Origin of the sequence: Humibacter albus DSM 18994 (assembly GCF_000421825.1) — a bacterium.
GTDB lineage: Bacteria > Actinomycetota > Actinomycetes > Actinomycetales > Microbacteriaceae > Humibacter > Humibacter albus.
The window spans coordinates 1-12,585 of record NZ_ATXT01000002.1; the positions used below are offsets into that span (position 1 = coordinate 1).

General features: G+C 64.4%; 11 protein-coding genes and 2 rRNA genes. 8 read left to right on the forward strand and 5 right to left on the reverse strand.

Translation table 11 applies throughout. The features are described from left to right. Together H623_RS0100425 and rrf are read left to right on the forward strand one after the other, a co-directional pair. A 23S ribosomal RNA gene (locus H623_RS0100425) occupies positions 1–200 on the forward strand; the annotation flags it as partial. Positions 201–334: 134 nt separating this feature from the next. Beyond that, a 5S ribosomal RNA gene (rrf, locus tag H623_RS0100430) occupies positions 335–451 on the forward strand. Between the two features lie 128 nt (positions 452–579). On the opposite strand, the gene H623_RS0100435 is transcribed toward rrf, so the two are convergent. Further along, complete coding sequence (locus H623_RS0100435; protein WP_211217951.1) at positions 580–1,572, reverse strand: NAD(P)-dependent alcohol dehydrogenase; 993 nt, start codon at positions 1,570–1,572, stop codon at positions 580–582. Positions 1,573–1,722: 150 nt separating this feature from the next. Then, entirely contained in the window at positions 1,723–2,748 is a 1,026-nt protein-coding gene (locus H623_RS0100440) for a LacI family DNA-binding transcriptional regulator (RefSeq protein WP_026939752.1), read from the reverse strand. A gap of 199 nt (positions 2,749–2,947) precedes the next feature. Here H623_RS0100440 and H623_RS0100445 point away from each other — a divergent pair, with 199 nt between their 5' ends. The 4 genes from H623_RS0100445 (at position 2,948) to H623_RS0100460 (ending at position 7,782) form a co-directional block, all read left to right on the forward strand. Beyond that, positions 2,948–5,206: an arylsulfatase gene (locus tag H623_RS0100445; RefSeq protein WP_022898982.1), complete on the forward strand. Its 2,259-nt coding sequence runs from the start codon at positions 2,948–2,950 to the stop codon at positions 5,204–5,206. Between the two features lie 72 nt (positions 5,207–5,278). After that, a complete protein-coding gene (locus H623_RS0100450) occupies positions 5,279–6,124 on the forward strand; it encodes an ABC transporter permease (protein ID WP_022898983.1) in 846 nt (281 codons plus the stop codon). Beyond that, on the forward strand, positions 6,125–6,946 hold the full coding sequence (locus tag H623_RS16975) for an ABC transporter permease (protein WP_022898984.1): 822 nt from the start codon (positions 6,125–6,127) through the stop codon (positions 6,944–6,946). Beyond that, complete coding sequence (locus H623_RS0100460; RefSeq protein ID WP_022898985.1) at positions 6,943–7,782, forward strand: ABC transporter ATP-binding protein; 840 nt, start codon at positions 6,943–6,945, stop codon at positions 7,780–7,782. Before H623_RS16975 ends, H623_RS0100460 begins: the two co-directional genes overlap by 4 nt. Positions 7,783–7,804: 22 nt before the next feature. Here the strand turns inward: H623_RS0100460 and H623_RS21875 are convergent, their stop codons facing one another. After that, positions 7,805–7,960 (reverse strand): hypothetical protein, encoded by a 156-nt coding sequence (locus H623_RS21875; protein ID WP_022898986.1) that lies wholly within the window; start codon positions 7,958–7,960, stop codon positions 7,805–7,807. Here H623_RS21875 and H623_RS0100470 point away from each other — a divergent pair. Then, on the forward strand, positions 7,947–8,888 hold the full coding sequence (locus H623_RS0100470) for an ABC transporter substrate-binding protein (RefSeq protein ID WP_022898987.1): 942 nt from the start codon (positions 7,947–7,949) through the stop codon (positions 8,886–8,888). The genes H623_RS21875 and H623_RS0100470 overlap by 14 nt on opposite strands. Positions 8,889–8,900: 12 nt before the next feature. Then, positions 8,901–9,710, forward strand: a complete 810-nt coding sequence (locus H623_RS16980) for an SDR family oxidoreductase (RefSeq protein WP_022898988.1) — start codon at positions 8,901–8,903, stop codon at positions 9,708–9,710. Positions 9,711–9,813: 103 nt separating this feature from the next. Here the strand turns inward: H623_RS16980 and H623_RS0100480 are convergent, their stop codons facing one another. Together H623_RS0100480 and H623_RS0100485 are read right to left on the reverse strand one after the other, a co-directional pair. Beyond that, positions 9,814–10,650: a hypothetical protein gene (locus tag H623_RS0100480; RefSeq protein ID WP_022898989.1), complete on the reverse strand. Its 837-nt coding sequence runs from the start codon at positions 10,648–10,650 to the stop codon at positions 9,814–9,816. Between the two features lie 206 nt (positions 10,651–10,856). Next, the gene (locus H623_RS0100485) at positions 10,857–11,777 is read right to left on the reverse strand and encodes a hypothetical protein (protein ID WP_022898990.1); all 921 of its coding nucleotides are present in this window, start codon (positions 11,775–11,777) and stop codon (positions 10,857–10,859) included. Positions 11,778–12,585: the final 808 nt, after the last annotated feature.

Sequence of the window (12,585 nt, forward strand, 5' to 3'; positions counted from 1 at the left end):
GGAGCACCGCTGATTAGCTACGTTCGGGATGGATAACCGCTGAAAGCATCTAAGCGGGAAGCCGGCCTCAAGATGAGACTTCCATGCCCTTTAGGGTGAGAGGCTCCCAGCCAGACGACTGGGTTGATAGGCCGGATGTGGAAGCAGGGACTAACGACCTGTGCAGCTGACCGGTACTAATAAGCCAACAACTTGATAATCACCATTCTCATACCGTTGTAAGGCTGGTATGAGGAGCCCGATGCCCGCGTCCACTGAGTGGTTCTCGATGTACGGTCGAGAACCAACACAAACACGCTTTGTGTTGAACAAACACTGAAACATCACACACTGTTTCGGCGGCCATAGCGAGAGGGAAACGCCCGGACACATTCCGAACCCGGAAGCTAAGACTCTCAGCGCCGATGGTACTGCAGGGGGGACCCTGTGGGAGAGTAGGACACCGCCGGACTTAACTTAGCCAAGAAGGCCACCCATCGACGGGTGGCCTTCTTGCGTTTAAGTCGTGCGTGAGTGCCCGCAATCGGATCGCTGCGCTCGGTAGAAGATCGCGGCGGTGCGCGGCCGGATCGTCATGCTTCAACTCTTGCGCTGTTGCGGGAAGATCATCGCCTTCATCGAGTCGGGGACACGCGACGCCAACGTGATCGCCTCTTCCGTCTCATCGAGTGTGAAACGATGTGTGACGAGCGACTGCACGTCGACCCGGCCGGAAGCAACCAGCGCAATCGCGGTGGGCCAGGTGTGTGAGTAGCGATTGACGAGGCTGATTGTGAGCTCTTTCAAGTTCAACCGAGAGAGCGGGAGCTCGACATCCTTCTTGGGCATTCCGACCATCGCCGCGCGACCGTTGGTCCGCAGCCTCCAGAGTCCGGCCCCAAGCACTCCCGGTGCGCCCGAGCATTCCAGGAATACGTCGAATTCCGTGTCGGATGGTGCGTCACTGCGTTCGGTGACGAATCCGAGCCCGCGGGCCACTTCGAGCCGGAACTCGGAGACGTCGATCACGGTGACGCTCGCTGCACCGAGGGCGCGGGCCGTCTGCGCCGCGAGGATGCCGACGGGGCCGGCACCGGTGATGAGCACGTCGTCACCGGGCTCGAGAGAGGCCCGGTGACAGGCCCAGATGCCGACGGAGAGCGGTTCGAGCAGCGCGCCTTCTTCGAACGTCATCGAGTCGGGCAGCACATATAGGTTGCGCTCGTCCATCGCCAGGTATTCCGTCAGAGCTCCGTCGTGCGGAGGCGTGGCGAGAAACTTCAGCCGCGGACACAGGTGGTAGCGGCCGGCCAGGCAGTCCCGACAGTCTCGGCATGGTTGTCCCGGCTCGATCGCGACGCGGTCTCCCACCTTCACCTGCGTGACGGCACTGCCTATATCTTGCACACGGCCGGCGACCTCATGCCCCAGAATGAGCGGACCATCGACGACCCAATCACCGATGTATCCGACTCTGTAGTACGCGGTGTCGGAGCCGCAGACGCCGACCGCTTCGACCTGAACGATCACTTCTCGTGGCCCGATGCTCGGATAGCCGACGTCCTTAATCTCGATGGTCCCCAGCTCGGGCATGACTGCTGCGCAGTTCGACATTGACTTCATTGCTCCCTTTCGGCTCTTTTCGAGCTATCCGTTACCGCTTCTCCCATATACCCATTCCCCTGCGCGAGTTCGTAACGGTATGCGCCCTGTTGACCGCGCTACTCAGCTTGATGCGCCGTCTCACACCAGGCATCCGCATGATTCGCGAACGACGATGGTGGGGGTGATCAGCGTGCGCACGGTGGGACCGTCCGGGGCCTCGATGCGGCCGAGCAGGATGTCGGCGCAACGAACTCCGACCTCGTGTCCGCTCGCCGCGATCGTCGTGAGCGGCGGTTCCCAGAGCGCCGCCTCCGCCACGTCATCGAACGAGACCACCCGTACCGGACTCGGCCCTTCGGGGCGAGCCTCGCGAAGGGCGCGATACACGCCGAACGCCACCTGGTCGTTCAGGCAGATGATGGTCGGCGGGAGGGAGCCGTCGTCCAGCAGCCGCCTCGCTGTCTCAAGCCCCCATGATCCGTTCGGTGGACCGGGAATGTCGACCTCGAGCCAGGCATCGGATGCTGTCGCCAGAGCTCGCTTGATCCCGGCGACGCGATCCTGCCGCGGGCCGAGCTCGGTGAATCCTCCGAGGAAGGCGACGGGCCCATTCGTGTGCGTCAACAGATGCTCCGCAGCGCACGAACCGCCGGTCACGTTGTCGATGCCGACGTACGACAACCCTGGCACCGCGATGTCACGGCTCGCGATCACGACGGGGACCCCGACGGTGGAGAGCCGCTCGGCCATCGCCCGTGTGGTTCCGATCGCGGGGATGATGAGCAGCCCGTCGACCTGGCGCTCGAGCATCGACCGCACGAGGAGTTCCTGGCGATCCGTGCTCTCCAAGGTATTGGCGATCAGAGCCACCACGCCCGCGGCGGCCAGCGCCTCCTCGAGCCCGACGGTCAGTTCGGCGGTGAACCCGTTGGAGATATCGGAGACGATGACGCCGATCGACTGCGTCCGGCTCGCTCGCAGCGATGCGGCACCCCGATGGTAGACGTAGCCGAGCTCGTTCATCGACGCCCGCACGCGGTTGCGAGTGTCTTCGGTCAGGCTTCCGGTGTCGCGCAGGACGAGCGATGCCGTCGCTCGTGACACCCCGGCGTGCGCGGCGACGTCGGCCAGTGTGACGTGCGCCGCATTCGACGGCCGGCTCATCGCGCCTCCCAGTTCGTCGCGGTGCGCATCTCGTGCCTTCCATCGCCCAAACTAGATCGTTCTACTACTCGGGTCACCGATTTTCATGAGCGACCTGAAGAGCATCATATTTTCCCTTGACTCTAGACGCAACAACCCCATATCGTCCAAGTAGATCGATCTAGTAGAGATTGCTCGTGGTAGCGACGAAGGAGTCAGCGTGTCCTTAAGGCCCGGCATCCCATTCCGAGGTGAAATCGGAACGACGTATCGGGACTCGCGTCCGTGGTGGCCAGAGGAGCCCGAGGCGGTCGGAAAGCCGAACGTGGTCTTCATCGTGCTGGATGACATGGGCTTCGGCAGTCTCGGATGCTACGGCTCTGAGATCGCGACCCCCGCGATTGACTCGTTGGCCGCCCGCGGCGTGCAGTTCACGAACTTCCATGCGACGGCACTCTGTTCTCCGACGCGAGCCTCCCTGATGACCGGCCGCAATAGCCACGCCGTCGGCATGGCTTATCTGTCGCATGTCGACGACGGCTTCCCGGGTTACCGGGGACGGATCGGTCACGAGGCGGCGACGATTGCGGAGATGCTCGTCGACCAGGGCTACAACACGATGGCGATCGGCAAGTGGCACATGACGCCGATCGATCAGACCACCGCAGCCGGACCATATGACCAGTGGCCGCTCGGTCGCGGGTTCGAGCGCTTCTACGGCTTTCATGAGGCGCTGACGGATCAATTCACGCCCGAACTCTTCTACGACAACCACGTCGTTGACCAACCGATGTCGGAGGAGGATGGCTACCACCTCACCAGCGATCTCGTGGATCACGCCGTCGAATTCGTGCGCGACCAGACGTCGATCACGCCCGAGAAGCCGTTCTTCCTCTACTTCGCCCTCGGGGCGACGCACACCCCGTTCCAGGTGCCGCGCGAGTTCGTCGAGCGATACCGCGGCGCATACGACGAAGGATGGGACGTCATCCGTGAGCGCCGATTCCGAAAGCAACTGGAACTCGGCGTGATTCCACCCGGAACTGAACTTCCCCCGAGGAACGCGGATGTCGATGCGTGGGACTCCCTCAGCGAGGACGAGCGTGCCGCCTATACGAAGTTCCAGGAGGTCTACGCGGGATTCTTGACACACACCGACGCCGAGATCGGACGGCTTCTGTCGAGTCTGGAGGAACTCGGTCGGCTCGACGACACGTTGTTCGTGCTTCTCTCCGACAACGGTGCGAGTCAGGAGGGCGGCCGGCACGGCGTCTTGAACACGACGCAGTATGAGAACGGGCACTTTCCCGATGCGGCAGAGGTCGTGCGTCGCGCCGATGAGATCGACGGCCGCTCGGCACAGATCAACTATCCGCTCGGCTGGGCGCAGGCGGCCAACACGCCGTTGAAGAGGTACAAGCAGAACACGCACGCCGGCGGCATCCGCACGGCCATGATGATCGCACCGCCTGCGGGCCTGCCGATCCCCCTCGCGCGACGCGTGCAGCGCTTTCAGCACGTCACCGACATCACGCCGACCGTGCTCGACCTCATCGGTCTGAGCCCGACCGCTCCGGCGGAATACCGGGGCGTGGCACAGCTGCCCTTCGACGGACGCAGCATGAAGGACGTCCTTCTGCAGCCGGACGCCGTGGCGCCTCCACGCACCCAGTACTTCGAGACCGTGGGAAATCGAGCTGTCTGGAAGGACGGATGGAAGGCGGTCGCGTTCCATCCGAGTGGAACCGACTTCGCTGACGACCGTTGGGAGCTCTACCACATCGATTCGGACTTCTCAGAGTGTCACGACTTGGCAGCCGAGGAGCCCGAACATCTGCGAGAGCTCGTGGACGCATGGTGGGAAGAGGCGCGTCGCAATCAGGTGCTGCCATTGGACGACCGTGGATTCGCCCTCCGCACCAATGTGAGATTCCGACCGCACTCCCCGCGGGCCCGACAGAGGTTCGTGTATCACCGAGGGATGCATCACCTCGGTAACGGCGCCGCCGCACCGATCGCCGGGAGGTCGTTCGAGGTCAGCACGACGATCGACCGCCCTCTCGGAACTGAGTCGGGCGTATTGATCGCGCACGGAAGCTGGAACAGCGGCTATTGCATCCTGGTCGAGGACGGCAGGCTCGTGTACGACCTGAACTATTACAGCGACCACAAGGTGCTCCGTTCGACGACGGAGCTCCCGGCCGGTGAATGCGACGTCGCGGTGCGATTCGTCATCGACGATGTCGGGACAGGCGGCACCGTGACGATGACGGTCGACGGAGCGGCCGCCGGCGAGCTACGACTGGCCGAGACCTTCGAGTATTTCCTGGCGTTCCAGGGGCTGGACGTCGGGGCGGACCGGCTCTCGCCGGTGCGGGAGGACGGTCGCGGCGAATTCCCGTTCACGGGTGCGTTCGATCGCATCTGCATTCAGCTTCTCGATGACGCGACGAGCCGGTCGCACGAACCGCTCGACTGACGGATAGCCGATGGCACATCACCGGGCACAGAGGTATCACCGGGCACAGAGGTATGGACGGAGCGTGAATTCATGACAGTCGCCGTGAGGTCGACGCGTCGCGCTGCGCCGCGCAAGCCGAGCACGCAGTCGATGTGGCGCCGCGAACTGGCACGTGGCAAGAGCGTGCTGATCGGCGTCATCGCTGCCGTTGTGCTGGTCATCATCTGGTATCTGCTCACCCTGCCGGGTGGACTGATCCAGCCCTTGTTCCTCCCGCCGCCGCAGGGCGTCGCGACGCAATTCATCACCATGCTCTCCGAGCCGTATCTCGGATCGACACTGTGGGGGCACGCGATCGCCAGCCTCGGCGTGGTCCTTGAAGCATGGGCGCTCGGCGGCATCATCGGCATCCCTCTCGGCATCGCCGTTGCCTGGTGGAAGCGTGCCAGGTGGATCGTCTGGCCGCTGTTTCAGCTGATCAGGCCCGTGCCACCGCTTGCGTGGATACCGCTGGCCATCGTGTGGCTGGGCATCGGCGATGTCGCGCGGGTGGCCGTCGTGTTCGTCGCGGCGCTGGTTCCGTGGGTGATGAACTCGATCGAAGCGGTGAGGTCGATCGACCCGCTGCTCGTGAGCGCCGCTCGAACACTGGGCGCCAGCGAGCCGCAGATTCTGATGCGGGTCGTCGTGCGCACGGGGCTTCCGACCATTCTGGCCGGGGCGCGGATCGCACTCGGCAACGCGTGGACCACGTTGGTGGCCGCCGAGATGCTCGCAGCGACCGCGGGGCTCGGCTTCGTTGCGCTCAACGCGTCGCGCGTTCTCGACCTGGACACGCTTCTCGTGGCCATGGGCACGATCGGGATTCTCGGCGCTGCCCTCTCGATCCTCATCAGTTCGGCGGCCCAATGGATCGCGCCCTGGGCGGAGGACTAGATGACCCAGATCAAAAGCGCGTCCTCGACGCGCAACCGAAGCGTGAGGGTCGCGTCACAACCGTTCGTCTACGGCGCCGTCACGCTGTTGTGCGTGCTCGCGGCCTGGTTCCTCGCGACGGATGTCCTGCACCTGGTCGGTTCGAGTTTCCTCCCGTCGCCCGTCACCGTGATCGCCACGCTCTTCGGCCTGACCGTCCAGCCCTTCGCCGGCGCGACGCTCATGGGACATCTCGGGCTGTCACTGGCGCGATGGGCGTTGGGTGTCGGCGCAGGCATCCTGCTCGGCGTCCTGTTGGGGATCGTCCTGGCGTGGCTGCCACCCGTGCGCGCGGCGGTCACCCCGATCTTCGAGGTACTGCGCTACATCCCGCCATTCGCATGGGTTCCGATCGCGGTCCTCTGGCTTGGGGCATCCATGAGTGCTCAGGCGTTGGTGGTCTTCATCGCCGCGTTCCCACCGTGCGTGATCAACACCCAGCTCGGCGTGAGCACGGTCGATCCGATCCTCACGAATGCCGCACGCACGCTCGGGGCGCCCCCGATGACGATTCTCCGAAGGGTTGTCGTGCCGGTCGCCGCACCGTCGATCTTCACGGGTGCGCGCATCGCGGTGAGCAACGGATGGATGGCGCTGGTCGGGGCCGAACTCATCGTCGGCAAAGAGGGCCTCGGGTTCCTGATCGCCCAAGGTCAGTTCAACGGCGACGTCGCCATGATCTTCGTCGGAATCATCGTGATCGGGATCGTCGGCACGCTCATCGACTTCCTGATCGCCCGTGCCGAAGTCTGGACCCTGCCGTGGAAGACGGACAGCAAATGAACACCACCGTGATCAAGACCGGAGCCCCGATGAGAGAGGCCGACATGAACGACGCGACTCCGAAGATGGAGATCAGAGGAGTATCGAAGACCTACACCACGCGAAAGAGCGAGACATACGCGCTCGAGACGACGGACCTGTCGATCGGCACGGGGGAGTTCGTCACGATCGTCGGTCCGTCCGGCTGCGGCAAGTCCACGCTGATGATGATCGCCGCCGGCCTGGAGGAGCCGTCGACGGGAGAGATTCTCGTCGACGGGAGCCCGGCAGGGCCGGCGGGCCCGAAGCGCAGTGTCGTGTTCCAGAGATTCGCGCTCTTCCCGTCGGAGACGGTCGCCCAGAACATCGGCTTCGGACTCAGCGTTGCGCATGTCTCGAAGGTCGAGCGAACCGAGCGCATCAAGGAGCAACTGACTCTGATGGGGCTCGAACAGTTCAGGAACTCCTATCCGAAAGAGCTTTCCGGAGGCATGCAGCAGCGTGTCGCGATCGCCCGAGCTCTCATCGTGCGCCCGGAGATCTTGCTCATGGACGAACCGTTCGCCGCCCTCGACGCTCAGACCAGGACTGTCATGCAAGAAGAGGTCTCACGCCTTCACCGGCGCATGCAGTCCACGGTCTTCTTCATCACGCACAGCGTCGAGGAGGCCGTGTACCTCGCCGACCGTGTCGTCGTCATGTCCAAACGGCCCGGACGCATCAAGAAGGAGATCTCCATTCCACACGATGCGCCGTGGCGCACAGGCGACATCGAAGACGCCATGACGTACGGCGACTTCAACGAGCTGAGGAAGGAGATCTGGGACCTGGTTCGAGAAGAGATCACCACGCACTGACCTACCCATGCACCCCCCTCCATCAAGAGATCGAGACACTCATGCACAAGCACACATTTCGCACCGTCGCAGCTGTTGCTTCGGCAGCTCTGATCGCCGCAGCCATGGCGGGTTGCAGCTCGACGACATCCGACAGCTCATCAAGTAAGTCGACGTCGTCGAAGATGACGTCGATCACGCTCGCCAGCCAGGCGAACGAGGGCGGATTCCCGCTCTGGCTGGCTCAGAAGCTCGGATACTTCGCCGACAACAACCTCGAGGTGAAGATCACCTACGCGGCCAACGGCGCCGCGCTCCTCGGGTCAGGTGCGGCGGGCGACTGGCAGGCGGGCTGGATCGGCTCACCGCCTGCCATCACCGGATACCAGAAGTTCGGGCTCATCACGGTCGGCACCGAGATGCACGAAGACAAGAACCTCAAGCTCGTGATGCCGAAGTCAGAGCTTGCGAAGAGCTCGCCCGCCGAGATCCTGAAGACGGGGAAGGTCGGTACGACGACGAACAGCACCTGGAGTCAGGTGCTCTACGCGTGCGCCAACAAGTTCGGGGTCGATCCGTCGAAGCTGAACATCGTCCCTCTGGACTCGCCTGCAGTACGCCAAGCGCTCATCGCGGGTCAGATCCAAGCGGGGACGACCGACTCATCGGGCGACTACGACCTCCTCAAGGGCTCGGACAAGTTCAAGATCGTGTGCAATGGAGCACAAGCGGGAATCAGCATCATCGACCCCTACGTGGTCACACCGAAGTTCGCTAACTCGAACCCGAAAGCGGCCGCCGGGTTCACGGAGGCGGTCTACCGCGCGAACGAGTACATCGATGCGCACCACTCCAAGGCGCTGGACTACATGCAGGACTACTACGCGGATGCCGGCATCAAGGGCACGAAGGCCGCAGCCGAGTTCTCCATGTCGTTCCGCCAGTTCCCGACTCTGGATGAAGCCCTGAAGCAGATGAAGGACGGCTCGACCGAGAAGACGCTGAAAGCGACGGGTCAGTTCTTCGTCGACGGCGGACTCTACAAGAGCCTGCCTGACCTGTCGAAAGACATCGCGACCGGCCTGCCCATTCTCAAGGCGGCCCAGAAAATTCACGAAGGCCGATAGGCGCGGCACGTGATGGTGAGTGGTGCCCCGGCGGGGGAGGCCGGGGCACCAGGTCGAACCACGCCACCGCAGTTCTCCCTCTCCGGACGATGCGCGGTCGTCACGGGCGTCAACGGCGACATGGGCCGAGCGATCGCACTCGGCCTCGCCGCTGCGGGCGCTGATGTGATCGGGGTGGCGCGAAGACCGGGGAGCGATGAGCCCGTGCGACACGCGGTGACTGCACTGGGGCGTGACTACCTGTCGATGTGCGCGGATCTGTCCGTTCGTGCTGAGCTGGACCAGCTTGCACAGCGGTTGCGGCGATGCCGGCCGTCTGTCGACATCCTGATCAACAACGCGGCCGGCATCGTCCGCTCCGCCGCGGTCGATCACACCGACGGTGATTGGGAGGCCATCGTCGGCGTGAACCTGACAGCGTCGTTCACCCTGGCGCGCGAGGTCGGGCGCACGATGCTCGAGCAGGGCCGCGGCAAGATCGTCTTCATCGCCTCGATGCAAAGTTTTCAAGGCGGCATGAATCTCGTCGCCTACACGGCCACCAAGACCGGCGTCGTCGGCATCGTGCGTGCCCTTGCCAATGAGTGGGCGGCATTCGGCGTGAACGTCAACGCGATCGCCCCGGGCTACATCGAGACGGCGATGACCGCGCAGCGTCGGAGCGACCCTGATGCGCGGCGTGCCATTACCGACCGTATACCCGCTGGCCGTTGGGGAGGGCCCGAGGATGTCGTTGGCGCGGTCACCTTCTTGGCATCGCCGGCATCCGACTACATCGACGGTGTTGTTCTTCCGGTGGACGGTGGATGGCTCGTGCGCTGAGCGCAGCCTGGCCGGTCGTGCGGCTCCGCGTCAGCTGGCCCAGCCCATCGGCGTATCCGGATGCGAACCGACAGTCTTGACCAGGTGACGCGAAGCCCGCGTCCTATTGCAGCGCCTCGAATACCGAACCGTCGCCGAACGTGGCGACGCCACCTGTCACCGAGATCGGCACCTCGAACACGACGATGCCGCTCGCCTGCTGACCGGCGCCGAGCGTGACCTGGGGCATCTGGTTCGAGGCTCCGTACTGCGCGTCGGCGTGCGAGTACACGGTTCCGTTCGGGTCGGTGAAGCTGGCGTCGTAGGCGAGAGTGCCGGCATCCACACCGGCATCCGTGGCCTGCACGTTCACGATGAACGCGATGTACTTCATGCCGGCATCGGGCGCCTCGTACGAGTCGTAGCCGGTCCAGTTGGCGTCGTAACCGGTGATCCACTCGGTGTAGGTGACCACGGATCCGTCGAGGCGGTTCGTGCTCTGCATGGATGCCTTCGTGCCGGCCGGATACGGATTGTCGTACGACTGTCCCTCGGTCGCCTTCTTCTCGGCGGCCGCGGCGGCGGCATCCGCCTTCTTCTGAGCGGCATCGGCCTGAGCGGTCTTGTCCACCTCGCACAGGATGGCCGCGGATGCGTCGGAGTAGTCGTCCTGACAGCGCTCGATCTTCTCCTGCTTCCTCTGCTCGGCGAGGTAGGTGTGCTCGAGCGACTTCGCCTTTGCGACGTCGCCGCCCACGCACGTCTCACGCGCGTTCTTCGCTGTGAAGTCGTGATGGCACCGAGCGACGGTCGCCCGGTGCAGCGGCGGCGCGAGGAACGTCGCGTAGCTCAGCGCCGCCGATCCACCGACGAGCGCGATCGCGACGACGCCGGCGACGACATACGACAGGATGCGCAGCCCGGCGGGCCAGGCGCGGAATGCGGTCTGGATGTTCTTCATGATGGTTCTCCTTCTGTGGTTGTCGCTATGTGGGTGCGGGCTGCCTAGTGCTCGTTGAGCGAGCGGAGCGAGACGAAACGTCTCTGTGCACGTGCCCCTTCGACTCGCTGGGCTCGCTCAGGGTGCGCAGGGCGCAGGGGTGGGTGCCGCGCGCGCCCCGGGCGCAGGGCGGGCTGCTGAGCTCGCTCAGGGAGCTGGCACGGGCCTCAGGACGCGGATGTCGTGGGATCCGCTCCCGCGGTGCGCGCCCGCTCCTCGGTGGCCGCGCGGTTCGCGGCGTCGAGCCGGATGGTGTCGGCGGTGACCTGGTGCAGGGCGCTGCGGGCGGCATCCACGGGGGCGGTGTTCTGCTGCTCCCATGCGAGCGCCTGCTCCGCCTGCGCCACGGACTGGGCGAGCGCCGCGCGCGCGGCGTCGGCGTTGAGGGCCGCCTGTCTGACCGCGATCGCGAATTGGCGAACGTGGGCGCCGTCATCCGGATTGCAGGTGATGAGCGTGGCGAACTGATCACCCTGAACGAGCAGGTACAGCTCGCGGGTGTCGTGCATGCGCGTCTTCTTGGCGGTGGCGCCTACGATGGCGCCGACTGGACCGAACAGCAGAGCGCCGGCGCCGACCCGGGTGAGCGTGGACCGGCTGCTCGTGGCGAGGTTGCCGGCCGTGTCGACCGTGGCACTGACCGACGCGGTGAGCGGGAATCTGCCCTGCGGCACCACGATCGACATCGGCGTGACGGATGCCGCGCCGTCGCGACCGCGATAGCTCGCGAGCGTCTGGGTGGTCGCCGAGTGCGCCTTGGCGACGGCCTTCTCGGATGCCTTCAGCCGGCGCGTGCGCTCCTTGGTCGCCGTATCGAGCGCGCGTTCCGCAGCGGTGATGCGCGAGCGGTACTCGAGCCGCGCGTCGTGCAACTCGCGCTCGGCGGGGGAGAGAGCGGCGACGCGAGCCTTCGCGCGGGAGCGGATCACGAGCCAGATCGTGAGCGCGGCGCCGGCGGCGACGAGGAGCAGGAACAGGACGACGAGGATGCCGACAGCCGTGTCGGCGCCCATCGTCGCAGTCGACGTGAGTCGGCCGATGACGGCCGGATCAGGCGCGTCGGTGGGAGTGAGTGCGGAGTGGAACATGGTGCATCCCTCGGTGCGAGGGCCCACTGCTGTGGGGCCCAGCCAGCCGCGCTCTACAGTGTCGCGGCACCCGCCGAGTGGCGAATATTGCAGGATGCACGGTGCCACCGACATTTGCGATGCCCCAGCGCTGACGGTGCTTTTGGGAGCACTCGAAGTGGGGGTACCTCTCGCCGTCGTCTCACTGGAACAATCGCTCCACATAGGGAGCGGAAAGCAATGGTTCGAGCCAATTCAATTTCATATGCACAGTTGTCAGGGGAGGAATGCCGCGGCTTACGCGGCCCCGTCGCTGGTACGGAAGATCAGGTCGCGAACGCAATTCAAGCTCTGGGGAAAGCTGCTCGTGAGGGCAAATCATTGTCTGAATCGAAGCGGGGCAGTCAGACAGTCAAAGTGTGGTTGAGATCAACGAACATGCTTATCCGCCAGGCGGAGAGGACGCTTCGATACTTGACTGAGGCGGACCTGGCCTGGCTACCTCAAGCAAGGCTGCTACGGCAGCAGATCGAGGCGGCGAAGACATCGCATAGCCATGTCGAAGCTATGCACATCGCCGGAGGCATGCGGACCAGCCGAGCTGCAAGCAACGTCCCACGATCCATGGTTCGAGGTCTAACAGCCGAACTCGATCGGATAATTCGCTGTGGCGAGTCATTCGGAGTTAGTGGTAGGGGCAGCGGCCGGGAAGAACGTGAGTGGCTTGAGATGGCCGAGGAGATCATCGTTGAGTGCCGGGAGTTTAAGGCGCGTCATTCGATACCACGTTCCGATCGTGCCATGCTCTTTTCTCGAGTAGCAGAGCTTC

Excerpts from the sequence above, each read along its gene's own strand:
- H623_RS16975 (WP_022898984.1), top strand. The coding sequence starts at position 6,125 with ATGACCCAGATCAAAAGCGCGTCCTCGACGCGCAACCGAAGCGTGAGG.
- H623_RS0100480 (WP_022898989.1), bottom strand. The coding sequence starts at position 10,650 with ATGAAGAACATCCAGACCGCATTCCGCGCCTGGCCCGCCGGGCTGCGC.
- H623_RS0100470 (WP_022898987.1), top strand. The coding sequence starts at position 7,947 with ATGACGTCGATCACGCTCGCCAGCCAGGCGAACGAGGGCGGATTCCCG.
- H623_RS0100450 (WP_022898983.1), top strand. The coding sequence starts at position 5,279 with ATGACAGTCGCCGTGAGGTCGACGCGTCGCGCTGCGCCGCGCAAGCCG.
- H623_RS0100435 (WP_211217951.1), bottom strand. The coding sequence starts at position 1,572 with ATGCCCGAGCTGGGGACCATCGAGATTAAGGACGTCGGCTATCCGAGC.
- H623_RS0100460 (WP_022898985.1), top strand. The coding sequence starts at position 6,943 with ATGAACACCACCGTGATCAAGACCGGAGCCCCGATGAGAGAGGCCGAC.
- H623_RS0100440 (WP_026939752.1), bottom strand. The coding sequence starts at position 2,748 with ATGAGCCGGCCGTCGAATGCGGCGCACGTCACACTGGCCGACGTCGCC.
- H623_RS16980 (WP_022898988.1), top strand. The coding sequence starts at position 8,901 with ATGGTGAGTGGTGCCCCGGCGGGGGAGGCCGGGGCACCAGGTCGAACC.
- H623_RS0100485 (WP_022898990.1), bottom strand. The coding sequence starts at position 11,777 with ATGTTCCACTCCGCACTCACTCCCACCGACGCGCCTGATCCGGCCGTC.